The following is a 24,745-nucleotide window of genomic DNA, read 5'->3' as shown; positions in this document are numbered from 1 at the left end:
CGCGTCGGTGGTCGCGCCGGATCCTCAGCCGAGCGGCTCGATGCGGATGTTGCGGAATCGCACCTTGTTCCCGTGGTCCTGGAGCCGGATCGCTCCGGCCGAGGCCCCTTCGGCGATGCCGGCACCGGTCGGTCCGTCGATCGCGATGTCGTCGTGGACCTTCGTGCCGTTCCACACGACCGTGACTCGCGCGTCGGCGGTCTTGAGGCCGTTGTCGTCGAAGCGGGCAGCGCGGAACGTGACGTCGTACTTCTGCCATGTCTCCGGTGCGGTGGCCGCGTTGATGTCCGGAGCCTTCTTCTGGTAGATGGCCCCCGCCTCGTTCGTGTCGAGGGTGGTGTCACCGAACGAGTCGAGGATCTGCAACTCGTAGCGGTCCTGCAGGTAGATGCCGCTGTTCCCGCGATTCTGACCCGTAACGTCGTCCGGCAGCAGCGGTACCCGGAACTCCAGGTGCAGCCTGAAGTCCTGATAGGCGTCCTTGGTGCGGATGTCCCCGCAGCACACCTCCATGGCTCCCTCCGCGGCCAGGGGCCACTCGACGTTCCGGCCGTCCGTGTGCTGCCACTGCTCCTGGGAGGCGGCGGTGCCGTCGAAGAGGGGGACGGGGGTCCCGTGGGCGAGCACAGTGATCAGATCGAGGTTCACATGGCCCGCGTCACCGGGATCGAAGCGGTACGAGAGGGTGTTGGGCCCGGCGTGCAGGCGGATCCGCTCGGTCTGCGTGGACCAGGCGTCCCAGGTGCCGGTCGAGGCGAGACGCGTCTGCTTCAGCTTCTTTCCGTTGACGTAGAGGGAGAGCGACTTGGTGCCCTGGTAGGGGTTGGGACCGTTGGAGTAGCGCAGGTTCACGTCGTAGTCGCCGACCTTGGGCACGGTGACGTCGAAGGTCGTGGCGCCCTTGTTCTCCGTGTTGTAGCGGTCGACGAACCCACTGCCCGAGAAGCCGGGGTGGTCGGTGTTGACTCCGGCCGTACCGGTCAGCCGGGCCTCCTCGGCCTCGTACAGGGTGGCCGGCGGCGGCTGCTTCCCCGGCAGGGCGTTCAGCGTGTACCACGCCTCCGTGCTCCAGAGCGTCTCGCCGGAGGCCGAGGCGAAGGGGCGCGGCGAGCGGAGGTGTACGACGCGGCCGGGCTTGAGCCCGTCGAGCCGCAGGCGCACGGTACGGCCGTCCTCGGCGAGGGTCGCCGACGTGACGCCGAGCTGCTCCTCGGCGATCTTCGGGCCTCCGTAGTCGGCCGTCGGTGTGTAGCGCCACTGCTCGGCCCTGTAACGGGTCACCAGCTCCGCGGCCGTGGCCTCGGACAGCGGCTGGGTGTACTCCAGGTCGAAGCCACCGGGCACGGCGCGCATCTCCTGGATGTCGAACGTGTTGCCCCCGTTGGGTGTGAGCTTCTGCAGGCCGAACTTCAGCTTCCCCTCCTGGCCCCAGTTTCCGTCGGCCCCGAGACCGCCGGCGTAGATCGCGCCGTCGGGCCCCATGGTGATGCGGTTGACACCGGCCTCGAGGCCCTGGGTGTAGCGGAACACCGCGCCCTGGTACTCCCCCTTCACCTTCTCCAGGTATGCGCGTTGCAGTCCGCCGTAGGTGACGTCACCGATGAGCATCTGCCCTGCGAAACGCCCCTTCGTCAGGTGCAGAGGTGTGCTCGGGGAGTTGCCGATCTCGTTCTGCGGCAGCCAGAGCACCGGCTGGTTGACGGCACGGTTGTCGAATGGGCCCGAGGGCTCGGTGTAGTGGTTGAAGAAGCGGTCCTGCTTGATGTGCACGAGCTTGGAAGCCGGCAGCCAGCCGCCCTGGTTGTCGGTGGTGAAGATGTCGTCGCCGGGGCCCCAGCCGATCCCGTTCGGGGTCCGCAGGCCGCCTGCCACCGCCTTGATCTTGCCCGTCTTCTTGTTCACCCTGTACGTCGTACCCCGGCCCGGCGCCGGCTGCGGGGTGGTCGTCGCGCCGCCGTAGTTGATCGCGACCGACAGGTTCACGTAGAAGAAGCCGTCGCGGTAGAGCAGCCCGAAGGCGAACTCGTGGAAGTTGCCGCCGTATGGCCATGTGGCCACCGTGCGGTAGGAGTCGGTGACCAAGTCACCGTCGATGTCGACGAGTTGCGTCAGTTCGTGCTTCTGCGAGACGTAGAGCGAGCCGTCGACGTACTTGATGCCCATGGGCTCGCGCAGGCCCTCGGCGACCTTTGTCACCGTCACCTTGTCGCGACTGGTGTCCCCCGTGACGTGGTCCAGGAGGTACACCTCACCCTTGACGGCCTCGGAGCCGCCCCAGGTGGACAGCGCGAGGCGCCCGTCCGGCAGCCAGTCCATGCCGGTGACCTGCGGTTCGAAACCGTCCGGTCGCAGGTCGGTGAGGGCGAGGTCGGGGCGGACGTCCGTGAGCGGCAGGCCGTCTCCGGGGCTGTCTGCACCCGACTCGCATTCCTTGCGTCCCGGCGCCGTGACCCGGACGACCCCGGCGTCCGTGCTGAGCGCCTCACGCGGGATCACACCGAAGTCATCCTTGCCCGGCGGCCTCCAGGCGAGTGTGAGCTGCTGCTCGCCGCCCCTCTCGAAGTAGTCGACTCGGAACGGGTGTGATCCTGCTTCGAGTTGGACGGACCCGTCCTTCGGCTCGGCACCGTGGAGACCGTCGTGGTCGATGACCTCCTGGTCGTCGATCGTGAGACGCGAGCCGTCGTCACTGGTGAGGCGGAAGGTGTACGTACCGTCGGAGGGGATGACGAGGTAACCAGAGGCCTCAGCAACGAAGTTGTCGGCGTAGCCACCGAAGTCGCCCACCGTCGACCAGTTCACGTCGGGCATCAGCTTGTCGTAGTTGGGCGTCTGGCCGGGCTTGAGCGTGCACAGCTTGCTGAGCGGTACCTGGGTGTCGAAGACGCGCAGGGTCACGCCTGGTTCCTGAGGCGGGATCTCGTCGGGTGCGGCCGCGGACGGAGAGGCGGCCCAGACGCCTCCTGCGAGAAAACTTCCTACGAGCAGAGTGGTGAGCTGTGTTCGGGCACGTTGGAACAGCCGTGGATGCATCGGTCCTCCAGAAGGGGGTGGCACTCCGGTCGGGCTGAACGAATCCGCGAGATTGCATGACGCCTGTGGTTGCGCCGTCACGCTAGGGGACTTCCGCTGGAGAAGTCCATACTTTGTCATCTGTGAGTTCAAAGTTCGGCGACGCCCCTCCTCTGGCCGCGAACCGACATGTACGTGGCGACCGCCGGCCCGGAACGCGGCCGTGGAGGTGGCCGTGGCGGCGGCGTCGCGGTCCCTGCCATCGGAGCACCCCGGAATGTGCAAACCTCGCAGGCAGGAACTTGGGCAGCCGGGTTCGGGCCGGCCACGGACGCAGCGATGAGTTTCCCCGCCCCCGCAAGTCTCGCCATCGCTGTAGACAACACAGGAGGAACATGTGCCTCAGCTACTGAGAGTCCAGAACTTCAATGTCTCGAGTGACGGGATCGGTGCCGGTGAGGACCAGACCCTCGAGAGGCCGTTCGGTCACGTCGAACCGGAGAAGCTGTTCGCCTGGGCCGGCGCCACGGCGAGCTGGCCCATGCGCACCGACCCCGGAGGGAGCCGGGGCCTGGACGACTACCTCACGCGGGACTACCCCCGCAACATCGGCGCCGAGATCATGGGCCGCAACAAGTTCGGGCCCCAGCGCGGACCCTGGCAGAACTACGACTGGCAGGGCTGGTGGGGTGACGAGCCGCCTTTCCGCACCCCGGTGTTCGTCATGACCCACCACAAGCGTCCTTCGTTCACACTCTCCGACACCACATTCCACTTCGTCGACAGTGACCCCGCCGCAGTCCTCGAACAGGCCCGGGAGGCAGCGCAGGGCAAGGACGTCCGACTCGGCGGCGGGGCCACCACCATCCGGCGGTTCCTCGACGCCGACCTCGTCGACACCATGCACATCGCGGTCTCGCCGGTGAAGCTCGGGTCCGGAGTGAAGCTCTGGGAGTCCCCCGATGAGCTGCTCGACCGGTTCCACCTCGACGTCGTCCCCAGTCCGAGCGGTGTGACGCACCACCTGTTCTGGCGAAAGTAGTCACTCCTCAGCACCGGCCCCGGACAGCGGTTCCGCTTCCCGGGGCTGCCCCCTGGGCGGACCGCCGAGTCACACCTCGGGCGGCCAGCCGGCCCCGGCTGCTTCTCGGCTCACGCCCGGACGGAGGCGCACCGGTAGCAGACGGTGCCGGTCTCGACGACCGCAGAACGTCAGGGGGCCGACGACGGCACGCGCGGAGCGACGGGGAGCGGTGAGCTGCGGGCCGGTCTCGGCGCGCCCGGCGATTGGGAACCGCGCGGGAGCCCCCGCCTCTCAGGGTGCCGCCTGAGTGTCTACCAACAGGAACTCCGTGGCCCGGGCGATCGCCTCCGTCGATCTCGCGTGCACCGCGGCGGACTCCTCCTCCTGCCCGTCGGCGGCGGTGGCGGTGTACCACCACGCGTCGGCGCGCCGGGTCGCCGGGAGCGGCTTCCGCTCGACGGGTGTGCGCCGCCCGATGGCGGGTACACGCGCGTGGCGACTCAGTTGCACGGTGCGGCTGGTCTGACGGGGGACATGACATGGAACAGTCGGCGATCGCTGGCGGGGCCTTGCTGAACAGCCGAGCGATCAACGCGATCAGCCTCACGGCCGGTGCCGCGTATGACATGAGCTCGGTGGAGATCGGCACCGCGCGGGGGTTCGTCCGCGACTTCCTCCTGAGTGCCGGATCCGAGCACGGCGTGTCCGTCCCCTCGCGTGTCATGGACGTCGCACGGCTGGTCGTGAGCGAGCTGGCCACCAACGTCTGCAAGTACGCGCCCGGCCCCTGCCTCCTGGATGTCGAGGTGATCGACGACATGCTGGGCATCACGATGTGGGATTCCGGTGACGTCCTCCCCATGGCCCAGCAGGCCGATCCGGCGCGCGCGGGACAGCACGGCCTGGAGATCGTCCTCGCGGTCTGTCAGAGTTTCGAGATCCGCCGGGAGCCCGTGGGCAAACGCATCCGCGTCCAGATCTCCCTGCTCGATGGCCGGCAGGAGGACCGGGCCGGGCAGTCACCTCGGTAAGGAAAGTTCACGGCGGGAATGCGCCGGCAGGGAGTGACGGCAATGCCGCTGGGACGCGGTGGAAAACCCGCCATGGTGATCGCGCTTGCTTCCACGCGGCCTGCCGTGCGACGACACGGCGAGCCCCGTCGCGTGCCGCAACCGTCGTCGTATCCGCACCGAAATGCATCGGCGCCGCGCCCGGGGTGGCCCGGCAAGCGAAAGTCCACGTGCAATTCGGGGACTTCGGCCACGGGCCCCTCGCTCGACCCGACCTCCGCACAGTGAATTCCCTGCGCACCGTTGTGCCTGGACAGGGCGGAAGAAATTGCCGCAGGTGTGCAGATGGAGTCGGAGGGCACACTTCCTGTCACGGCAAAGCGGCACAACGGACAACAGGCGGGTGAACTCGCATGAACGGTCAGAAGATCAACGACGCATCGGCACCCTTCGCTCCGACCAGGGTGCGGGGCGACGGCTCGGACAGCATCCACCAGGCGCGCGAGGCATCACGCACGTTCGCCGACAGCCTCACACCGGCCCCGGATCCTGCCACAGCGGACTCCCTCGTCCTGGTGGTTTCCGAGCTCACGACGAACGCGGTACGCCACGGCGGCGGTCGCTACACCCTCGAACTCTCCGCCACGCCGGACTGCCTGACGGCAGAGGTCAGCGATCCCAGCCCCTCACCCCCGCGTGAGCGCGCGCCGGACCTCAACGGTGGCAGCGGGGGGTTCGGCTGGCACATGGTCCGACGCCTCGCCAGCGAGCTGACCGTCATCTACGGGCCCACCACGGGAAAGACCATCCGCGCCCGACTCGCGTACTGACGCGGCCCCGCCAGGCTCGGACGGACGCGGTGAGCGAAGCCTCACCCGGCGCGGGGCAGCGACAACAGAACGGTTACGCAGGCCATGACGGAACTGGACGGACACCGCGGCGTCCTTGACGCGGTCACCCGCAGAGGCCCCGCATCCGGCCTTCCGCAGGCACAGAGGCGCAGAGTCACGCCTGGATCAGACCGCTGATCTCCCGTGGAGACAATCCCGTCAGCTGCGCGATGCGCGGGGCGGGGATTCCGGCGGTGAGCGCCCGGTGAACGAGAGCCTCCGCGCCCTCGGTCATCTCCCGGAAACCCGAGAGCTCGGCCTCCAGGTCCGCGACGGACCGGGGAACGGATTCACGGTGAATCCGCTGGGCCTCTTCTTCGCTCAGCGGGACGGGCAGGCTTTCGGCGCCGTCAGGAACCAGCGCTTCCGCGTCGGCGAGAAGAATCCTGACCTGCTCCGACGAGGCGGAGACTCCATGAGCCTGCAGCCATCCGTGCACCGCCGGTGTCTCCGCACACGCCAGCGCGCCGACGGAGGCCAGAGCCACGCCCACCCTCGGGTAGTCGTCGGAAAGCAGGAACAAGCGAGCGTCGTGGTCCATCGCGTACAAACACCTTCTCGATCAGGGCATCAACGACGCCCTGATATTAGCCCTCAGTTGTGGCACGAAATGCCTCTGACCACTCCGGCCCGCCCCGGCGGCGAATGCCGATTCCGCCGGACCACGGAAGTGGCCGACGCCATCGGCTGCACAACCGCCCCGCCCTGAGCACGCAATTCGCGATTCTCTCGCGAAACCATGTGCTGCCCATCCCGCGCGAATCCGGTCGTCCCCGGCGTGCCACTCAGCCTACGCAGGGCGGCCACGCTCCTCACGGCGCAGACCCATCTCCTCGCGATCCTCCGCCAGACGCTCGTCGAGCTCCCGCTCGTTCGGACGCCTCGGCATTCCGCGACCGTGTCCGTTGTGCGGGTCGCCTTCGACTTCCTTGTTGGACTTGTGGTGATGCACCATGGCCGTCTCCTCGGCGTATCGGCGCGCCCGTCCCAGGGGCCCCTGCACCGGACTTCCCCACGGTGCGACCGGGCCCGCGCCGCCGGCTCTGCCCCACCTGACGAGCAGGCCCGGTAGCGAGGAGGGATCGACGGGCAGCAACGCGGTGCCACCCGGCCGTTCGCGCGTGGCCCGCTGTGCCCCACCTGTCGTCCGGGCACTTGTTCCCAGTGTCCCCGACGGTACGGCCCGCCACCATGCGGTCCCCGTGCACCCGGCGTGCACTTCAGCGAGGCCGTACGTCCAGGCCTCGCACACGGCGGCGGCCGGGCGTGGGAACCATCCGCACGAGGCCGTGGACGACGGTGTCGATCAGATCGTCGGAGGGCGCGTCCGTCCCGTGCGTGAGCAATCGTGCCAGTGTCTGTACCAGTGCGGGCGAAGCCATGACACGGCGGTTGAGCAGGGGACGGTAGCCGTAGCGGGCCAACACCAGATCGGCGACGGCGTTCCCGAGACGGTAATAGCGCCCCCAGCGGCGATTCACCTCGCGGGGGTAGTGGTGCAGAGCCTGTTCCCGCGCCGGGCCGTCGGGCCGGTGCAGGGCGAGAGCCACGGTCTCGGCGGCGACCTCACCGGCTTCCATGGCCTGGACTATTCCCTCGCCGCTCCACGGGCTGACCATGCCGCCGCTGTCGCCGACCAGGAGCAGACCTCGACGGTACTGCGGCCTGCGGTTGAAGCCCATGGGCAGTGCGGCGCTGCGCAGAGGGGAGTCGGCGTTCTCGTCCCGCAGCTCCCAGTGCGCGGGCAGCCGGGCCAGCCACGTGTCCATCGTGGCCCTGAGGTCGACCGTTCCATGGCTGCGGTGCGGGAGCGCACCCAGGCCGACGTTCACACGCCCGTCCCCGAGCGGAAAGATCCATCCGTATCCCGGCAGGTCACGGCCGGTACGGGAGCAGAGCAGGTCGGCCCAGAGTTCGAGGTAGGGGTCGTGCGTGCGGGCTTCGCTCCGGTAGTAGCGACGCGCGGCCGTAGCCATCGGAGTACTCGGGTCCCGCTCCAGCCCCATGGCCAGAGCCGTCCGGGCCGAAGCTCCGTCCGCTGCGACGACCAGAGGGGCACGGAAGTCCCTGGGGCGCGCACCGCCCCCCGCGACGGTGCTCACGCCGACGATCCGTCCGCGGTGGTCGGTCAGAGGGCCGGTGGCTTTGGTGTCGAGGTGCAGCCGCGCTCCGGCAGCCACGGCCTGTCGGGCGAGGATGTCGTCGAAGTCGTGCCGGGTGCGGGTGAGGCCGAAGTCCGGGTGGCTGCCGGAACGGGGCCAGTCGATGTGAACCCGGCGTCCGCCGCACACCCATCGCATCCCCTTGGTCCGCATCCAGCCCGGAGCCTCGATGTCGATCCCCATGCGAATCAGCTGCTGCACGCCCCGCGGGGTGAGGCCGTCCCCGCACACCTTGTCCCGGGGAAACGTCCCCTTCTCCAGCAGCAGTACGTCCACCCCGGCCCGGGCCAGATGCAACGCCGTGGCGGAACCGGCGGGCCCCGCACCCACCACGATCACCTGTGCCTGGTGGTCCCCGGGACCGGCATCCGCGCCTGACTCCACTGGCTGACTCCTCATGAGCGAGGCGGGCCGGAATTTCCGACGGCGCGCCGGGACCGCAGTCCGCTCCACGGACCCGGGTGCGCGGGCCGTACCCGGCACGCGCACCGATCACATACCCGCCCGGCCCGTCCGGCACCCGTCCCGCCCTAGGCAGCCGGGATCCGGCCGAACTCCTGCCGGCGCGCACCTGGTTCCCGAGCGCATGCCCCGTGCCCGGCCGCCCACGACGGTCCTCCGGCCGAATGGGTGCGTCCCCGCCGGCCGGCGGGGACGACCGCCCGGCATACGCGGCGGAGGAGGCCCGGACCGCCCGCCGAGGTCGTCAGAGAACCTCGGTCCCGTCGACGAGGCGGAAGGGCAGGCCGAGCAGGTCGGCCGCCGCCCTCAGGTCCTTGGCCCGATGACCTGTGCACAGGGCCCAGTGGTGCCCGATTCCGGAGGCCGACCAGGCGTCCGTCCACTCGCCGGGATCGACTCCGAAGTCGACGCGGGAGGTGGTGTTGCCGATCGCCAGCAGCGGTCCCGGGACCACTTCGCCCTCGGAGGCGATGAACACGAACGTGCCGTCGGCCTCCTGCCCCAGGCCGAACGTGGTGACCGGACCGTGGGTGACGTCGAACTCGACGCTTACGCCCCAGCCGCGCTTGCCGTGGTAGACACCCAGCCCGCGAAGCAGCGGGTCCGTGGAGCTGATGGCGAGGTGGGCCGGTCCGTCGTGCCCCATCTCCACAACGCCGTCACGGAAGTTGAGGGCCTGGAGTTCGGTGAAGGACCCCCCGGCACCGATGGTGTCCGCCACCAGCATCGCCAGACTGGTGCGCAGTTCGTACTCCCCCGCGACCGGCAGACCGCGCGCGGTGAGCAGGGAGGCGCCGAGGATCATGCCGGCACCCAGCCGTTCGTGCAGTTCGCCGTCCAGGCCCCGGTGGTAGTAGGCGAGACTGTCCAGGGCGAAGTCCTCGACCAGCCGGTCGAGACCCACCGAGACGCGGGCCGCCCAGTCGAAGTCCTCGGCGTCGACCGAGTCGTCCAGATGGAAGACCTCGCGAGCCAGCTCGACACGCGCGGCAGTCTGCTGATCGGTGACCGCGGCCACGCGGACGCGCAGGTCGTCGAACTCGATGACTTCCATGTGACCGCCCAACTGCGCGGAGACCAGGGTCATGTCCGTGGACACGTCCAGCATTCCCGGGTACAGGTGGCCCATCAGACCGTGGCGGCCGTGACGCAGCGCGGCGCGTACCCCGGCTGCGTTGATCCATCGGCCGATGCGGGTCCAGGCGTTCTCGTCGCGAAGGTGACCGGAGACCGAGCGGAAGGGGATGCCGCTGCGGCGGAAGACGTTGGCGACCTCGGGCAGCGGGCACTGGCCGCAGTAGGCGAGCCACTTGCCGGTGTCGAATGTCGTGTGGTCCATCGCCTCGGTGGGCTGCAGATCGATGACAAGCACCGGCGATCCGCTGCGCTGGGCGATCGGCAGCACCATCGACGAGGTCAGGTACGTCGTGAGGAAGGTGACGATGATGTCGCAGTCCGCGCGCCGTAGCACCTCCGCGGCACCGGCGGCCTCCACCGGGTCGGAGACGAACCCCGCGTCCGTGACCTCGCACCCCATGGATTCCAGACGGCGGGTGACAAAGGCGGCGGATTCCTGCAGCTGCTCCAACAGGCCCGGAAACTGCGGCCAGTAAGCACCGAGACCACCGGAGACGAGACCCACCCGCGTCGTGCGGCGAGTGATGCGCTCCAGCGCGGCGCTGGACGGAACGGCGGATGCGGCAACCATGCGTGCTTCCCTTCGAGGGGTTCTCTCGATGGGACCGTAAGCGCGGAAGTAGCACTTGAGCAAGGGTTTGAAACGAATCAATGCACGCGCCGGACGGGGTTGCGCCGAGGCGCGCGCCCTGCGACGGCCCCCGCCGGAGAGCACTTCTCGCGGTCGTGACGCGTGCCGATCCCGGGGACATCCGACCCTTCCGGCCGCGTCGGTCCCGCGCCGTCGAGTGTCACACTGAGCAACGGGAATCCGAGGGCACGGCCTCCGTCACGCCGTTCGGAACCCCCGCAAGCGACCTGCGTCCAGGCGGGTCGCACCGGCGCGCATCCACGAACCGCGACATGCCCGGGAGCCGGCCAGGAGGTATGCCGATCACCTTTGCTCACTTCTTTGCAACCGCCACTCCCATCGACGGGACGCGCGGCGCGAAGACGCCCGTCGATGACTGGGAGGCGATCCTCCGGGCCGGACACCACGTTCTGGACAGGTTTTCGCGATAACCGACTTGGCCGGCATCGGGCCGGACGCGTTCCGTACCCGGCCGATCCTGGCTGCGCGCCACCTCTACCGCCTTTCCACCGGGCCGCTTTCGGGAAGAGGGCAGCCGGTGGGGGCGGGGGGGCACACTTCCGCATCTGCTCGACGAGCTCCTCACACGAACACCCGCACGCCGGACGTACTGCAGAGTGCATGAGAAGACGGCCAGTCGGGACGATCACGTCGCTGCGCGGAGCGACGTCCGGGCCGGGCGGCGGCTCACGTACCGCAGGGGAGCGCCGAGCCGCGTGTCGGCGGGCGACGCACGAGCGATAGCGATATACGTCGGCATGCACTCGCAAAGCGATCATGGAATCCGGGTACGTGCGCTCGTCGTCCTGCACCGTCCTCGAAGGCCGGACCACCACGGCCCCCGGCAGTCTTCGTCAGCCGGCATCACCATCCGTCCCGGTCCCGGCTCGTCGGCCGTCGAGGAGGGCGGCCCTCGGAAAAAGGGGCTGCGCGTTCACGCCTCGGCCTGTTGGATGCGCTTCATGGTGTGTGTCGACCGGTTGCTGGCCTTCGCGGCCGTATCGCTCCTCCTGATCGTGGTTCCCGGACCGAGCGTGCTGTTCGTGATCGGACGTGCGCTGTCGCTGGGACGCCGGGCTGCGCTGACCACGGTCGTGGGGAACACGCTCGGGTCGTACGTGCTCGTCGTGGCCGTGGCACTCGGTGTCGGGGCCGTCGTCGAGCGCTCGGTCGTCGTCTTCACCGCGCTCAAGCTCTGTGGCGCCGTGTACCTCGTGTACCTGGGTGTGAAGGCGTTGCGTCAACGACACCATCTGCACGCCTCGTTCACCGGTGGGGGCCCGGACAACGGGAGTCTGCGCACCTTGCTGGAAGGCTTCGCGGTCGGTGTGGCCAACCCGAAGACCATCGTCTTCTTCGCCGCCGTACTCCCTCAGTTCGTCGAGCCCCGCCTGGGGCACGTCACCGTCCAGATGCTGATCCTCGGCCTGGTCTTCAACGCCCTCGCTTTGACCTGCGACAGCGTGTGGGGGTTGATCGCATCCACCACCCGGGACTGGTTCAGGCGCTCCCCGGAACGGCTCGCTCGCGTGGGCGGAGTCGGCGGACTCACAATGATCGGGCTCGGCGTGACCGTCGCCGTGACGGGGCGCAAGGACTAGGGACTCTCGTTTGGATCATGCTGGGCTCGCGTGCCCCCGCACCGCGCCTCGCGGCGTTGTCGTCGGTCGGCAACGCTCCGCGTCGACTCCCTCCTCCGCCTTGCGATGCCCCGGACCGTCAGCCGATCGGCAGGTGGTCCCGCGCAGCGTGCGCGGCCGACCTCACTTCTTGCGCCCGGTCGGCCACAGCAGTGTTCACGGTGTGACCGGCCTTCCGGGCGCTGCGGCTGCCGGCAGCGGCCGCGGCACGGGACCGGTAGGCCAGTGAGGGCTTCCCGTGGGTGTCCGCCACCGCGATGAGCAGTCCGCCCAGGAGGGAGAGGTTCTTGGTGAACTGGACACGCTGGCGGGCGCGCTCGTCCGCGTCCTCGGCCTTCCACCAGGCGTGCCCGGCGAGAGTCGTGGGCACGAGTGAGGCCGCCAGCGCGAGCGCGGACGCACGCGGGAAGCGTCCGGTCGCCAGGAGGGCGCCGGCGCCGATCTGCACGGCGCTGTTGATCCGCACCAGCCGCACCGTGTCGTTCGGCAGTCGGGGCACTCGTCCCGCGACGAGCTGCGCCACCGGCTCGGCGGCCGGAGCCACGGAGTGCGGGTCGCGCAGCGTACGGAGTCCGCCGGAGATGAAGACGGAGGCGAGCAGGGGGCGGGCGGCTGTCCTCAGAATTGCCATGCTCCGCGCATGCCCGGGTTCATGCGGGACACTCACCCGGATTTCGGGCGATGCCTCGCGACGCGGCGGCCGTGCGCTCACACCGGCACCGCGCTTGCGCGCCTCGCCGCGGCGTCGCTCCCGCCGGGGCCAGGGGTACGCGTCCGGACAGCGGGGAGTGCTCACGGGACCTTCGCCGGGGCCCTGCCCTCCCCCGGGCACCATCGGCCGTGCAATGCTGAGACGGATACGAGGATCTTGGCGGCACCGGAAGAAACGGCAGGGTGAGGGTAGTGCGGCGGCGGGGCGGGGCCATCACGTGGGATCGGTTCGCGGCGTCGGATCCCGGACTCCTGCGGCTGACGGCGGGGCTCAGGACCGTCTCGGCGATCGCACTCACCTTGGTCGTCCTCGTCATGTTCGACAGCGACGTCACGCACATGGTGGCCGGCGCGATGACGGCGATGACCGCCACCTTCGCGGTCAAGGACACACTCGTACGCGACCAGGCGATCACACTCGCCCTGGGGCTGCCTGTCGCCCTGGTGGCGACGTCGCTCGGCGCGTTCCTGACCTCGCAGGTCGTCCTGGGCGACCTGTTCTTCGTGGCTCTCATCTTCGGCGCCGTGTACTGCCGGAGATTCGGCGAGCGCGGCACCGCCCTGGGTCTCGTGGGCTTCCAGATCTACTTCCTCTCCCTGTTCGTAGGGGCGGCGGCAACGACCCTGCCGACGCTCTACGGGGCCTTGGCCCTCGGGTTCGCCTGCAGCGCGGTGGTGAGGTTCGCCGTCGTCCCCGAGACGCCCCGACGCGTGCTGACGCGCCTGCGCGACGCCTTCCGCACGCGGCTCGCCCAGCTCGTGTCCATGCAGATCCAGATGCTCGATGCCGACCCCGGTCAGTTGGAGAAGGTGCTCGACGACATGCGCCGGCGCACCGCGCGGCTGCACGAGGCGGCGCTGATGATTCAGGGCCGCCTGGAGGAGGGCACGAAGGACGCGGACAAGGCGGCACTGCTGCAACGCCGCGTGGCGGAGGCCGAGATCGCGACGGAGCGGCTGGGCATGCTGCTGCTGAACGCCCGCAGTGCAGAGCGCGCGGACACCCTCACCCTCCATCTGCCGAACGCACCCGTGCCGCTCACCGGGGACTGGCGGCCGGCCGAGGACGACGCGACCATTGCCCTGCGCCGGGACCTGGCGGCGCTGCACCTCCTGGTGGTCAGGCCGACGTCGAACGACGAGGGTACGGCGGTGGCCCACATACGCAACAGGCTGCTCGGTTACCGCGAGGAGGAGAGGCTGCCGGCCGCGTCCCCGGCCCTCCAGGACGCCTTCCGCGGCATCGGTGAGGCGGCCCGTTCCGTCCTGGGCCTGCGACTCGCGCTGGACGGGCCCCAGGACGAGTCGGACGACTCTCCTGCGACCACCCGCTCCCGCGAGGAGTTCGACGCGGAGGACATCGCGCTCGCCACGTCGGATGAGGCCGTGGAGGACGACCGCACGGGGTTGCGGCGTCCCACGACCAGGGCGGCGTTCCAGGTGGCGGTGGGGTCGGTCCTGGCGATCATCGGGGGCGAACTCCTCTCCAGTCAGCGTTGGTACTGGGCCGTTCTCACCTGCTGGGTGGTATTCCTCAACACGGCATCCACCGGGGAGATCCTGGTCAAGGGGTACCGGAGACTCATCGGCACGGTGCTGGGCGCTGTGGCGGGTGTCGCGCTGGCGGGGGTGGTCGGAGGCCACACCTGGCTCGCGTTCGCGCTGGTGCTCGTCTTCATCTTCGCGATGTTCTTCACCGCCCCGCTGTCGTACGCGGTGATGTCCTTCTTCGTCACCGCGATGCTGGGGCTGCTGTACACCTTGCTGAACTCTTACAGCTTCGGCGTGCTCGTCCTGCGTATCGAGGAGACCGCGATCGGCGCGGCCTGCGGCGTCGTCGCCGCCGTGTTCGTGCTGCCGGTGCACACCGACCGCCGTACCGACGAGTTGCTGGGCACGGTCCTGGACCGGCTGGGCGACGTCGCGTCCGCTGCGGTGGAACAGCTGAGCGGCGGGCCCGCCGCCGATCTCCTCGGCAAGGCCCGTGACCTGGACACGGCCCTCGACGAACTCAGGGCTTCCACGACCCCTTTGACGTATCCGATCACTCCCCTGCGTGGCAGGCGGCAGACGGTCCGCTACCTGGTGGCGCTGCTGGAGACGTGCGCCTATCAGGCGCGCTCGCTGGCCGCGACGGCGGAGCTGCTGCCGCACAGCAGGACGATCGCAGCCGATCCCCGCCTGCACCGGGCCGGCCGGCGTATCGCCCACAACATCGCGGTACTGGCCGCGCACGTCGAGGACGAGGCCGCGCGGGGGGAGGTCCGGTCCGGCGCGAGCATCGCCTCGACACTGCGGGACGACAGCTCCGGCACCTGCGCGGCAGGCACGGTCACGTCCCGCGTCCTGCGGCACCTGCAACGGCTCGACGAGGGTGTCGTGGGCCTCGCCCGCCCTCTGGGCGTGCCGGTCGCCGATCAGCAGCCTGTCGCGACGGCCCCGATCGGCTGAGGGCGCATCAGCACCCCCTGCCGGGCATGGGAGGCGCGGCCGGCGGCTGACGGAGTGCACGACGAGCGGGAACGGGCCGGTCCGCTCCGGCCGGGTGCGCGCAGCGGGCAGCGCGGCTACGGGCAGCGGCCCCACGCCGAGATCATCGGGGCAGTGGCCAGGTCGAGCCGTCCGGTGGCGACGTTCGCCAGGTGGCGTTCGACCTCCTCGTCGGTGGCGATCCCCTCCCCCACCAGACGATCGCGGATCTGACGCACCGTCGCGTCCTCCAGCACCGCACACGCAGGCGAGGTGACCGGGAAGTACGCGTCGGCCTGCACATCCTCAAGGCCGGCCTCACGCAGCACCCGGGGCAGGGTCCGCCCGTACGCGAGGTCCACGCCGCGTGCCGCCATCAGGGTGCGGAAGCCGGACCGCAGCCGGTTGGCAAGCCGCTGCTCCGGGCCCGACTCGTCGGGGCACAGCAGCGGCTGCAGTGAAGGGTCCGCGTCCTCCAGGAGAAGGTGGCCACCGGGCCGCAGCGCACCGGCCATCCTGCGCACCGCCTCGGCTCGGTCGGCTACGTGCACCAGGACCAGCCGGGCGTGGATCAGGTCGAACCGGCCGGGAGGCGGGTCTGCCGCCACGTCGTGGGACAGGACCTCGATCGTGCCGCCGGCGATGTCCCGGATCCAGGACACGTCGATGTCGGTGGCGGTCACCGAACCGCCGGGGCCCACTCTCCGTGCCAGCTCCAGCGGGACCGAGGGGCCCCCGGCACCGACTTCCCAGCAGCGCGCACCGGGACCGATGCCGAGCCGGTCGACATGCCGGAACGTGACCGGATCGAACAGTTCGGCGAGGGCTCCGAAGCGGACACCCGCCTCCGACTGTCCGTTGTCCAGCAGATAGCCGTGACCGGCGCCGCTCTCTTCCATACGCCGATTCTGGCAGACGGCGCCGTGGCCTCGGCTCAGCCCCGCGGGGCTGAGCCGAGGCCACGGCCGGCGGGCGGGAAGACCACGGAGCGCCTGCGGCCGGAACCCGCGTACCCGGGGACGGGCTGCCCGTCGGGTCGTGCTTCGTTCGGGCACGGGGCACCGGCCGCCGCATGGCACCTAAGCACCGGTCAGAGCACCCGCTCGACGCTCCACATCGGCAGGTACTCGAAGAACGCGACCGCCTCCTCGCGCCAGTGGGAACGCCAGCCGGTCGCCTCGGCCGCCGCACGCTCCGCACAGCGGCGCATGTCGGCCCGCATGATGTCCTCGACGCCGTGGCGCCGGGCGATGGCGCGGACCGACTCGATGGAGTCCTCATCGCAAACGGGGTCACCGAGGCAGGATTCCAGCACCGCCCTCTCCGCCCCGTCGGCCACTTCGAGGATGGCGTGCACGGTGTAGTTGCGGCGCCCGTCGCGGATGTCCGTCCCCGTCGGCTTGCCCATGGTGGCGGCGTCGCCGAACAGGTCCAGGTAGTCGTCACGCATCTGACCGCAGATGCCCGCGAGCATGGTGTAGCGACGGAGCTCCTTCTCGAAGGACGCGGGCTGAACCCCCGCCGCGATCAGCCCCAGTTGCATGGGCGCGAGGGCCGAATAGCGAGCGGTCTTGAAGTCCGCGACCTGGTGCAGGACGTCCTTGGCCGGGGCGTCGGCGAAGTCACGCTCCATGTCGATGATCTGGCCCACGAACGTGGCGGAGGCCGCCCTCGTCTGCACCTCGATCATCGCCTGGCGCACGGCGAGTGGTGCAGGGGAGTCGAGCAGCACTTGGAGCGCCGACGTCAGTGCGAGGTCACCCGCGAGCAGGGCGAGCCCAAGGGCGGCCTGCGGGTGATCGGGGAACCTCTCCCGGTAGGCGTAGTAGGTGGAGGGACCGCCCCGGCGGGTGGGGCTGTCGTCGATGATGTCGTCGTGCACCAGTGCGTGCGTCTGCAACAGCTCGATGCTCAGGGCTGCTTCGTCGAGGCCTTCGAGCGGCTCGTCCGTGACCAGGCGTGCCGCTTCGAAGAGCAGGGCGACCCGCATCCGCTTGCCGCCACGCAACGACAGGTCCCTGAGGAGTCCCAGGCACTCGGGCGTGAAGCGGCTGAACGCCGGCGCCTCGAGCGTGCTGCCCAGGCGCTGGAAGTACTCCTCGAAGAGGACCGGGAACCGGCGGTGGTATCCGGCCATGCGGGACCGGATCTGGGCGGTCAGGGCGGCGGTGTCGGTCATCGGTTCTCCAGCTTCCCGAGGTACGGGGGGATCACGCTGCCAGACGTCAGGGAGCGCGCGCGATCAAGGGCCGGACAGGAGGCCGCAGCGCCGGGTGGCGAACCTGCCCGGTGTGCCGCTCCCGGATCCGGACGTGCCGGCGGAAACCTGTTGCGCGTACCGCCGGGCTACCGAGGGCGCCTCCTGTCCGCCTGCGCACCCTCGCTCGGCGCATGTGACTCCGAGTGACCAAGAAGGGGCCCTCCGTCGTCGGCCGACGTCATCACCACGCTGTCCGCGGACGGGCGCCCCGGGCTCCGCACCACATCGGGAGGGCTCCCCGGTGGACTCGACTCGCGGCCGCATGGCGGGGGGCGCAGCCTGGAGGAAGGGAAAGCACCCTCCGCCGGCCGGCGTGGGCCGTCCCGGCGCCCACCGCACGAGGAGTTCACAGGTGTCTCACAACATTCCGGGCGTGAATCCGCAGGTGGCCCCCAGCGGAGAGGGCTGCGCCGACTGTCTGCACGGGGACGGGCCCGGATGGTGGTTCCATCTACGGCGCTGTGCGGAGTGCGGGCACATCGGCTGCTGCGACACCTCCCCCTCCCAGCACGGAACGAAGCACTTCCAGGAGACCGGCCATGCCGTGGTCACCAGCTTCGAACCGGGAGAGAACTGGTACTACAACTTCGAGACCCAGCAGGTCTTCGACGGGCCGCCCCTCGCCTCGCCCACCTCGCACCCGACCGAGCAGCCGGTGCCGGGTCCTGCGGGGTCCGTACCGTCGGAGTGGCAGCAGCGGCTGAACTGACGACGCCGGACATCCCGCGGCGGTCCGGCAGGTGACACCGGGCGTTGCGTACGACCGCACGCGCTCGCCGCCGCGAACGTCGGCCCCGGTTCACAGAGCGGTGAGCAGATCGTCCAGTGGGGCGGGTACGCGCTCGGGGGCCAGGGCTTCGACGAGGACACGACCGTACTGGATCTTGCGTCCCTTCTTCGTGCCGAGGAACCGCCGCAACTGCTGCTGTGCGGTCCGGTTCTGCTGTGCCGGCTGCCGCAGGAAGGTCTGAAGGGCACGCAAGTCACCCTGTTCCTCGACGATTTCCGCAACGCGTGCGACGCCGAGGGCGCGAATCAGCTCATCCTCCAGATCCGCGGCGCAGACGAAGAATCCCTGCGATGCGGCGCCCGCGCGTTCCAGGCCACGGGTGTAGAAACTGCGCTCCGCCTCGTCGCACAGTCCCGTGAGACGAAGTCCCAGGCAGGGAGGACCGAGGAGGTGGGCGAACCGCCCCACGCTCATCGCGCCGCCCATGGGCAGCACGCAGACACCCTCGTCGGCGAGGTTGCGGCCGCGGCTCCCGGTCAGTGCGTCGACCGCGGCGGCGTCGCTGGGCCCTTCGAGAAGGACGACCGCCCGGACGGAGAGTCTCCCGGCCAGCTCGCGGGCGACCGTGCCGTCGCCCCCGGCCGCCCATGCGGCGACAGCGTCCCGGAACGTCACCATGTCAGTCACGGATCGAGTCTCCGCCCTCCGCGGCGGGCACGCCAGGCAATTTCGGCGGGCCGCCGCCGTGTCGGAGGGTGCGGACAGGGTCCCTCCGCGCCACGCGCCCGCCCGTCACGGAGGCGTAGGCTTCGCCGCGTGCGGACGGGGGCGGATCATATGACTACCGAGACGGCGCAGAGGTGGGGTTCGGCCCTCGACTCTGTGGTGGTGTACGAGCAGGGGGCCCTGTGCCGTCGCCTCGCCCGGGGCAGCGCAGGACCGTTCGGGAGCGTGCGCGTGGTGGGGCTGCCCCGCTCCATGGACCCGGATTCCCTCCGGGTCCGGGTCCTGGGACCTGCCGGGGTCCGGGTGAGCGAGGCGCGGGTCGAGATCGAGGCGGAGACGCTCGACGCCTCCGGCCAGGACGAGTTGCAGGCCGAGGTCGATCGCCTCAGTGACGCGTGCGCGGCCGTCCGGGGGCGACGGGACCGCACGCTCGGTCTCATCGAGGAGATCGGGGCGCTGCGTCCGGTTCCGCCTCCCCGCAAGCGTGACGAGCCGCACCGGCGCACCCCGGTGGACGCCTGGCTGGAGCTCGGCTGCTTCGTGGACGACCGCCTGAGGGGACTGCACGACACGCTCGGCGAGCTGGAGGAGTCCGTGCGGCGGGCCGCGCACGCGCTCGACCTCGCCCTCGACAGGCAGGCCCGTGCCTCCACCGACTCCGGGACCGACGCCGCGTCAGCGCATCTCCGCACGACCGTGTCGGCCGTCGTGACGGTCGACGTCCCGGACACCTGCGATGCGCGGGCGGAGGTGGAGCTCGAATTGGAGTACGGGGTGCCGGGCGCGGTCTGGGTGCCCGCCTACCGGCTCGCCCACCGGCGGGGCGAGCCCACCGGCCGCATGACCCTGCGCGCCTCGATCGCCCAGCGCACCGGCGAGGACTGGACCGGCGTGGCCGTAGGCCTGGCCACCGCTGATCTGCGCCGGGACACGGGGCTGCCGAAACTGCGCTCGATCCGGATCGGCCGTCGCCAGCCCTCCCCCGAGCCGTCCGGCTGGCGTGAGCCGCCGCCTGGACTCGGCGAACTGTTCGCCGGATACGACGTGGCCGGCCCTCGCCCAGGGACGGCAGCCGGGCCCGCATCCGCCAGGGTCGGGTCTGCTCCGCCACCGCCGTCGGCTCCGCAGGCCTACGGCGGTGATCTTCCCGCGGCTCCCGCCGCCCCGGTTCCGGGCGGCCCGGCGGGCGCTGCCACGGAGCGCTTCGGAGGCGGGGCGCCTGCCCCTGTGCAGCCCGGCCGGGCACGTTCGGGCGGCAGGTCGTTCGCCGCCGCGGCCCCTGTGGCGCCCCCGGTCCCGGGCGGGGCCATGCCGTCCGCGCCCCCGGCACCCGTGTCCGGCCCGCCGCAGCCACGTGGTGCCGAGCTGGATTACGCCGCCCTCGTCCTGTCCGGCCCCGAGGAGCCGGGCGCGCGCAGGGGCCGTCTGTTCACCGGCTCCCCCTTCGATCCGGTGGCGGAGGAGCACCGCCGCCGCGCCGAATCGGTGGCGGGGCTGCCGCTGCCCGGCCACGCCGTGCGGCCCCGGGAATCGGCGGGCTCCTTCGACCACCGTTTCGACACGGCGTCGCGCGCCGACATTCCGTCGGACGGCACCTGGCACACCGTCACCATCGGTGAGATACCGATCGGGCTGGAGACGGAGTATCTCTGCGTCCCCTCGGTCGAGCAGACGGTGTACGCCACGCTCGTCGTCTCCAACTCCACCGGCCAGGCTCTGCTGGCCGGGCCGGTGGAGGTCACCGTCGACGACGAGTTCCTGCTGACCACCGCGTTGCCCACGCTCGCGCCCGGCGGTGTCCGCAGGGTCGGACTCGGACGCGCCGAAGGCATCGAGGTGACCCGGCGTACCACGGTGCGCGAGTCCACCTCGGGACTCCGCAACAACGTCACCGTGCTGGACCACCAGGTCCGTCTGGAACTGGCGAACAGGCTCACCCGGCCGGTCGTCCTCGAGGTCCGCGAACGGGTGCCCGTCACCTCCGAAGCCGACGTGCGTATCGAGGAACGGGCCGGCTGGATCACGCCCGAGGACGGGCAGGGCCAGGATCACCATGCTCCGGGCACCCGTATCCGGCGGGTCGACCTGCCCGCCGGCGGCACGGCAGCACTCGACGGCGGCTACGAGATCAGAATCCCGTCCGGCAAGGCCATCGTCGGCGGCAACCGCAGGAGCTGACCACCTCATGACCACGGCCCCGAAGCCGATCGCCCTCCCCGTTACCGCCGTCACCTGCCTGGAGGACCGCGCCCACGTCGAACGTGCCGCCGAACTCGACCTGGAGGCGGGTGTCCAGCTGCTGCGCCTCGGGCCGGTGAGTGCCTTGGCGGTCGATCGCACCCTCCATGCCGAACTGACGGCCGGGCACCCGGCCTCCGTGCTCGATCTGCGGGTCGTACGCGCGTGGACGCCGCGCGAGCCCGAGCCGTCCGCCGACGACTCCGCCCTGCGGCACCGGATACGCGCACTCGAAGGTCAGCAGCTCGCGCTCGCACAGCGCCGAGACCGACTTCATACCCGACTCGACCTGCTCGACCGCCTCGCCGCCGACCTGCTGCGGGAAATCGGCGAGGGTGCCGGCCACGGGGAGACCGACTCGCCTCGCTGGGCCCGTGAACTGGACCGCCTGGACGGCGAACGCGATGCGTTCGGCGAGCAACTGCGTTCTGCACAGCAGGAGATGGGTGAGATCTCCGGTCAACTGGATGAGGCACGGCGTGCGGTGTGCGCCACCGGTGAGGAGTCCTCCGAGCTCACCGCGCACATCGAACTGACCTTGGAGACGGCTGCCGCCGGTCGGGTCGGGCTGCGGTTGAGCCATCTCACCCCCTGCGCTCTGTGGCGTCCCGCCTACCGCGCCGTGCTGGACGGGGACACCGTGACCCTGGAGACCGACGCGATGGTCTGGCAGCGCACGGGCGAGGACTGGTCGGACGTGCGGCTGACCCTGTCGACGGCCCGTTCCGCTCTCGCCGGCGATCCACCGCGGCTCGCCGAGGACCGGCTGACACTCACGGACCGCTCCGCCGCGGAGCGCCGAGCCGTCGACGTCGAACTGCGCGAGGAGGAGATCGGGTCCCTGCGCCCGGCCCCGGTGGCCGGTCTGCCCGGGGTGGACGACGGTGGCGAGACGCGGGTGCTGCGGGCCCCGGCTCCGGTGTCCGTACCCGGCGACGGGCGTGCCCACCGTGTGCCGCTCTCGGCCTTCACCACGGCCGCGCGCAGTGAGTACGCCTGCTCCCCGGAGCTCTCCGCTCTGGTCACGAGGGTGGTGCGGTTCGACAATCGGGCCGGCCACGCGCTGCTCGCCGGGCCGGTGGACCTGGTGAGGGACAGCGGCTTCAGCGGCCGGGGGACACTGGCCTTCACCTCCCCCGGCGCTTCTGTCGAACTGCCTTTCGGAAGCTGCGACGACCACCGTGTGGTCCGGCAGGCGGAGGAGTCGCGCGGCACCGCCGGAATCACCCAGCGGACCGTCGTCACGCGTACGGTCCGCCTGCACGTGTCGCGGTTCAGTGCCCCGGACGCGGAGGGCGACAGGGTCGTCGCACTGCACGAGAGGATTCCGGTGTCCGAGGTCTCCTCGGTGGAAGTGCGGCTGCGCACGGAGTCCTGCTCTCCTGTCCCCGATGAGGTGGACGCCGAGGGCGTCGCCCGCTGGGACATCTCCCTGCCGCCGGACGGCCACCGTACGGTCGTCCTGGTCTACGAGGTTTCCGCGAGCGCCGCGGTCACCGGCCTCTGAGCCCGGGGACCTCTGCCGGAACAGAGCCGCACCACGCGGTCGCCGGCCGGCCCCCGTAGGCCGTTGCCACCATCGCGGTACGAGCACGGGCGCGAGAAGGCGCGGTGCCCCCGTGAGCAGCCGCCCGGTCGGAGGGCTCCGCACTCGCCCGGCCCCCTTCGATCAGTGCACCGAGGAAAGAAATGCAGGGAGTTCTCACCGGTTTCGCGGTGATCGCCGTCGTCATAGCCGTCGGCTATCTGCTCGGCCGCCGCGGAAGCCTCGGTGAGGACGCCCGGACGGTTCTGACCGGCCTCGCCTTCGGGGTCGCGACCCCGGCCCTGCTCTTCACGACGCTGGCGGGTGCCGATCTGTCGGTCATCCTCTCCGAGCGGCTCCTGGTCACCGCTGCCGGTACCGCCGCGGCGGCGTCCGTCTTCATCGTCGTCGGACTCCTGCGGGGCTGGGGCACCGGGCAGATCACCATCGGCGCGCTGTGCTCCAGTTACGTCAACGCCGGCAACCTCGGCATCCCGATCGCGGTCTACGTGCTGGGGGACGCCTCCCTCGTCGCCCCGGTGCTGCTCTTCCAGCAGATCGTGGTCACCCCGCTGGCGCTCACCGTCCTGGACCTGCACCGGAACGGCGAGCGGATCGCACTGTGGCGGCGCCTGACCACCCCTCTGCGCAACCCGATGGCCATCGGTTCCCTGTCGGGTGCCGCCGTGGCGGCCTCCGGCTGGACCGTCCCGCAACCGGCCCTCGAACCCCTCACGCTCATCGGCAACATGTCGGTCCCGGCGGTCCTCCTGGCGTTCGGCATTTCCCTGCGCGGAAGCGGCCTGCCGGCCCGGGGGGAGAACAAGCCGGCCATCGCCCTGTCCGCCGCACTCAAGACGACCGCCCAGCCCCTCGTCGCCTGGGGACTCGGGGCGGGCGTCTTCCATCTGCACGGTGCGGCACTGCTGGACGTGGTCGTCACAGCCGCGCTTCCGGCAGCCCAGAACCTCTACACCTACGCTTCGCACTACCGCGTGGCCGAACAGCTCGCCCGGGAGTCCATCCTCCTGTCCACCGCCTTCTCCGTGCCGGCGCTGATCGCCATCGCCACCCTGCTGGGATGACGACTCGTGTCCCGTGCGCATACCGACCGTCAGAACGCGGGCGCAGTATTCCGGACGACCGCGGAAGGGTGTGCTGGTTAAGCTCGGTGGATGAGCAACCGCACATTCCGTATCACCGTCCGCGGTGTCTTCGACAGCCTGAGCACCGAGCAGCGGGCAGAACTCCTGGCGCACGCCGACGAGCACGACGTACTGCGCTCAGCCTTCACTGCCGAGGGCCATCTCACCTACGACGTGGCCGCGCGGGACGCCTTCACCTTCCGCTTCCTCGACTCGGGTGAGGAGGAGGACATCCTGGAGGCGTCGGAACGCGCCGAGGCCACCGCGAAGGAGTGGCTGACCGAGCGTGGTTACCGGTACAAGAATCTCCGGAGCAGCGCCGAGGACCTCTCCCAGGCTCCGCTGGGCAAGCGGCAGCGCCGGGAAGCCGCCAGGAAAGGCATCTGAGGCGTACGGACGCCCCGGCACGGGACCCCGTCGCAGCGGGGAACCCCCGATGAGGCCGTCACCGCGCCGGGGCGAGCGCGATCCAGGCCGTCGTGCCACGGCGGGCGCAGCTGGGACCGTCGGTCCTCATGCCGTATCGGCAGCCTCCGCGAACCGGCGCTGGACATCTGCCACCAGCTGCTGAGGCCGCCCCGGCCGGACTCCCTCGTCCAGGGAGGCCTTCAGAGCGGCGACCGCTTCGTCGAGGGCCGCGAGCAGATCCACCAAACCTCCGGCCGACCATGGAGAACCCCCCGCGCCACCCGCGGCGGGGACCACCAGTATTCCTCAATCGGGCACCCTGCGAAGGGAAATGCGGGCGCGCGACCGCGCCCACGGACGCACGGTCGTGCCGGATCGCGTCGGCGCGAGGCCGTCCCTCCGTTTTGGAGCTTCCGCCTCACCCCGGTGCGAGGAATGTCAAATTTCTTCCGTTTTGGGCAAACTTTCGTCCTACCCGCGTCGAATGCCTGGTAGACAGCGCCGCACGTGACCGCATTGAGTCGGTTCGGGCAGGTGGGCGCCCGGTTACGGATCGCACACCGTC

The 24,745-nt window shown here is 70.5% G+C and carries 21 protein-coding genes; 11 read left to right on the top strand and 10 right to left on the bottom strand.

All coding sequences use genetic code 11. The features are described 5' to 3' along the window. Window positions 1-24 precede the first annotated feature (24 nt). On the bottom strand, window positions 25-3,033 hold the full coding sequence (locus OG206_RS30445) for a family 16 glycoside hydrolase (RefSeq protein ID WP_327121782.1): 3,009 nt from the start codon (window positions 3,031-3,033) through the stop codon (window positions 25-27). Between the two features lie 376 nt (window positions 3,034-3,409). Here OG206_RS30445 and OG206_RS30440 point away from each other — a divergent pair, with 376 nt between their 5' ends. The 4 genes from OG206_RS30440 to OG206_RS30425 all read left to right on the top strand — a co-directional run bounded on the left by OG206_RS30440 (window position 3,410) and on the right by OG206_RS30425 (window position 5,876). Further along, complete coding sequence (locus tag OG206_RS30440) at window positions 3,410-4,054, top strand: dihydrofolate reductase family protein (protein ID WP_327121780.1); 645 nt, start codon at window positions 3,410-3,412, stop codon at window positions 4,052-4,054. Between the two features lie 289 nt (window positions 4,055-4,343). Beyond that, a complete protein-coding gene (locus tag OG206_RS30435) occupies window positions 4,344-4,562 on the top strand; it encodes a hypothetical protein (RefSeq protein ID WP_327122473.1) in 219 nt (72 codons plus the stop codon). A gap of 13 nt (window positions 4,563-4,575) precedes the next feature. Further along, the gene (locus OG206_RS30430; protein ID WP_327121778.1) at window positions 4,576-5,067 is read left to right on the top strand and encodes an ATP-binding protein; all 492 of its coding nucleotides are present in this window, start codon (window positions 4,576-4,578) and stop codon (window positions 5,065-5,067) included. Window positions 5,068-5,459: 392 nt separating this feature from the next. Continuing rightward, window positions 5,460-5,876, top strand: coding sequence for an ATP-binding protein (locus OG206_RS30425; protein ID WP_327121776.1), 417 nt, complete (start codon window positions 5,460-5,462; stop codon window positions 5,874-5,876). 175 nt (window positions 5,877-6,051) lie between these two features. Here OG206_RS30425 and OG206_RS30420 read toward each other — a convergent pair whose 3' ends face one another. The 4 genes from OG206_RS30420 to OG206_RS30405 all read right to left on the bottom strand — a co-directional run bounded on the left by OG206_RS30420 (window position 6,052) and on the right by OG206_RS30405 (window position 10,268). Continuing rightward, on the bottom strand, window positions 6,052-6,477 hold the full coding sequence (locus tag OG206_RS30420; RefSeq protein WP_327121774.1) for a DUF6003 family protein: 426 nt from the start codon (window positions 6,475-6,477) through the stop codon (window positions 6,052-6,054). A 249-nt stretch (window positions 6,478-6,726) separates the two neighbouring features. Then, window positions 6,727-6,891, bottom strand: coding sequence for a hypothetical protein (locus tag OG206_RS30415; protein ID WP_327121772.1), 165 nt, complete (start codon window positions 6,889-6,891; stop codon window positions 6,727-6,729). 265 nt (window positions 6,892-7,156) lie between these two features. Then, window positions 7,157-8,497, bottom strand: a complete 1,341-nt coding sequence (locus OG206_RS30410; protein WP_327121770.1) for a geranylgeranyl reductase family protein — start codon at window positions 8,495-8,497, stop codon at window positions 7,157-7,159. Between the two features lie 307 nt (window positions 8,498-8,804). After that, the gene (locus OG206_RS30405) at window positions 8,805-10,268 is read right to left on the bottom strand and encodes an L-fucose/L-arabinose isomerase family protein (RefSeq protein ID WP_327121768.1); all 1,464 of its coding nucleotides are present in this window, start codon (window positions 10,266-10,268) and stop codon (window positions 8,805-8,807) included. Window positions 10,269-11,290: 1,022 nt separating this feature from the next. Between OG206_RS30405 and OG206_RS30400 the strand changes: the two genes are divergently transcribed. Further along, window positions 11,291-11,929 (top strand): LysE family translocator, encoded by a 639-nt coding sequence (locus tag OG206_RS30400; protein WP_327121766.1) that lies wholly within the window; start codon window positions 11,291-11,293, stop codon window positions 11,927-11,929. Between the two features lie 118 nt (window positions 11,930-12,047). Here OG206_RS30400 and OG206_RS30395 read toward each other — a convergent pair whose 3' ends face one another. Continuing rightward, complete coding sequence (locus OG206_RS30395; RefSeq protein ID WP_327121764.1) at window positions 12,048-12,599, bottom strand: DoxX family protein; 552 nt, start codon at window positions 12,597-12,599, stop codon at window positions 12,048-12,050. 272 nt (window positions 12,600-12,871) lie between these two features. Between OG206_RS30395 and OG206_RS30390 the strand changes: the two genes are divergently transcribed. Continuing rightward, window positions 12,872-15,130 carry an FUSC family protein gene (locus OG206_RS30390; RefSeq protein ID WP_442805973.1) on the top strand — a complete coding sequence of 753 codons (2,259 nt, stop codon included), beginning with the start codon at window positions 12,872-12,874 and terminating at the stop codon, window positions 15,128-15,130. Between the two features lie 116 nt (window positions 15,131-15,246). Here the strand turns inward: OG206_RS30390 and OG206_RS30385 are convergent, their stop codons facing one another. Further along, window positions 15,247-16,047: a class I SAM-dependent methyltransferase gene (locus OG206_RS30385; protein ID WP_327121760.1), complete on the bottom strand. Its 801-nt coding sequence runs from the start codon at window positions 16,045-16,047 to the stop codon at window positions 15,247-15,249. 191 nt (window positions 16,048-16,238) lie between these two features. Then, complete coding sequence (locus OG206_RS30380; protein ID WP_327121758.1) at window positions 16,239-17,327, bottom strand: polyprenyl synthetase family protein; 1,089 nt, start codon at window positions 17,325-17,327, stop codon at window positions 16,239-16,241. Between the two features lie 433 nt (window positions 17,328-17,760). On the opposite strand from OG206_RS30380, the gene OG206_RS30375 reads away from it, so the two are divergent. After that, a complete protein-coding gene (locus OG206_RS30375; protein ID WP_327121756.1) occupies window positions 17,761-18,117 on the top strand; it encodes a UBP-type zinc finger domain-containing protein in 357 nt (118 codons plus the stop codon). Window positions 18,118-18,207: 90 nt separating this feature from the next. On the opposite strand, the gene OG206_RS30370 is transcribed toward OG206_RS30375, so the two are convergent. Continuing rightward, window positions 18,208-18,825 (bottom strand): TOPRIM nucleotidyl transferase/hydrolase domain-containing protein, encoded by a 618-nt coding sequence (locus tag OG206_RS30370; RefSeq protein ID WP_327121754.1) that lies wholly within the window; start codon window positions 18,823-18,825, stop codon window positions 18,208-18,210. A 150-nt stretch (window positions 18,826-18,975) separates the two neighbouring features. Here OG206_RS30370 and OG206_RS30365 point away from each other — a divergent pair, with 150 nt between their 5' ends. From OG206_RS30365 to OG206_RS30350, 4 genes are all read left to right on the top strand, one after another. Next, on the top strand, window positions 18,976-21,042 hold the full coding sequence (locus OG206_RS30365) for a DUF4139 domain-containing protein (RefSeq protein ID WP_327121752.1): 2,067 nt from the start codon (window positions 18,976-18,978) through the stop codon (window positions 21,040-21,042). Window positions 21,043-21,049: 7 nt separating this feature from the next. Further along, window positions 21,050-22,609 (top strand): mucoidy inhibitor MuiA family protein, encoded by a 1,560-nt coding sequence (locus OG206_RS30360; RefSeq protein ID WP_327121750.1) that lies wholly within the window; start codon window positions 21,050-21,052, stop codon window positions 22,607-22,609. A gap of 182 nt (window positions 22,610-22,791) precedes the next feature. Further along, a complete protein-coding gene (locus OG206_RS30355; RefSeq protein WP_327121748.1) occupies window positions 22,792-23,712 on the top strand; it encodes an AEC family transporter in 921 nt (306 codons plus the stop codon). A 90-nt stretch (window positions 23,713-23,802) separates the two neighbouring features. Continuing rightward, window positions 23,803-24,159, top strand: a complete 357-nt coding sequence (locus OG206_RS30350; protein ID WP_327121746.1) for a DUF6204 family protein — start codon at window positions 23,803-23,805, stop codon at window positions 24,157-24,159. Window positions 24,160-24,285: 126 nt separating this feature from the next. Here the strand turns inward: OG206_RS30350 and OG206_RS30345 are convergent, their stop codons facing one another. Then, window positions 24,286-24,423 carry a hypothetical protein gene (locus tag OG206_RS30345; protein ID WP_327121744.1) on the bottom strand — a complete coding sequence of 46 codons (138 nt, stop codon included), beginning with the start codon at window positions 24,421-24,423 and terminating at the stop codon, window positions 24,286-24,288. Between the last annotated feature and the right edge of the window lie 322 nt (window positions 24,424-24,745).

It is taken from the genome of Streptomyces sp. NBC_01341 (genome assembly GCF_035946055.1).
In the GTDB taxonomy this organism is placed as follows: Bacteria; Actinomycetota; Actinomycetes; order Streptomycetales; family Streptomycetaceae; genus Streptomyces.
This window is presented reverse-complemented; position numbering and strand designations above follow the sequence as displayed.

Bases quoted from the DNA above. Each gene is read 5' to 3' on its own strand.
- OG206_RS30445 (WP_327121782.1), bottom strand. From the start codon at position 3,033: ATGCATCCACGGCTGTTCCAACGTGCCCGAACACAGCTCACCACTCTG.
- OG206_RS30430 (WP_327121778.1), top strand. From the start codon at position 4,576: ATGGAACAGTCGGCGATCGCTGGCGGGGCCTTGCTGAACAGCCGAGCG.
- OG206_RS30425 (WP_327121776.1), top strand. From the start codon at position 5,460: ATGAACGGTCAGAAGATCAACGACGCATCGGCACCCTTCGCTCCGACC.
- OG206_RS30420 (WP_327121774.1), bottom strand. From the start codon at position 6,477: ATGGACCACGACGCTCGCTTGTTCCTGCTTTCCGACGACTACCCGAGG.
- OG206_RS30415 (WP_327121772.1), bottom strand. From the start codon at position 6,891: ATGGTGCATCACCACAAGTCCAACAAGGAAGTCGAAGGCGACCCGCAC.
- OG206_RS30410 (WP_327121770.1), bottom strand. From the start codon at position 8,497: ATGAGGAGTCAGCCAGTGGAGTCAGGCGCGGATGCCGGTCCCGGGGAC.
- OG206_RS30405 (WP_327121768.1), bottom strand. From the start codon at position 10,268: ATGGTTGCCGCATCCGCCGTTCCGTCCAGCGCCGCGCTGGAGCGCATC.
- OG206_RS30400 (WP_327121766.1), top strand. From the start codon at position 11,291: ATGGTGTGTGTCGACCGGTTGCTGGCCTTCGCGGCCGTATCGCTCCTC.
- OG206_RS30395 (WP_327121764.1), bottom strand. From the start codon at position 12,599: ATGGCAATTCTGAGGACAGCCGCCCGCCCCCTGCTCGCCTCCGTCTTC.
- OG206_RS30385 (WP_327121760.1), bottom strand. From the start codon at position 16,047: ATGGAAGAGAGCGGCGCCGGTCACGGCTATCTGCTGGACAACGGACAG.
- OG206_RS30380 (WP_327121758.1), bottom strand. From the start codon at position 17,327: ATGACCGACACCGCCGCCCTGACCGCCCAGATCCGGTCCCGCATGGCC.
- OG206_RS30365 (WP_327121752.1), top strand. From the start codon at position 18,976: ATGACTACCGAGACGGCGCAGAGGTGGGGTTCGGCCCTCGACTCTGTG.
- OG206_RS30360 (WP_327121750.1), top strand. From the start codon at position 21,050: ATGACCACGGCCCCGAAGCCGATCGCCCTCCCCGTTACCGCCGTCACC.
- OG206_RS30355 (WP_327121748.1), top strand. From the start codon at position 22,792: ATGCAGGGAGTTCTCACCGGTTTCGCGGTGATCGCCGTCGTCATAGCC.
- OG206_RS30350 (WP_327121746.1), top strand. From the start codon at position 23,803: ATGAGCAACCGCACATTCCGTATCACCGTCCGCGGTGTCTTCGACAGC.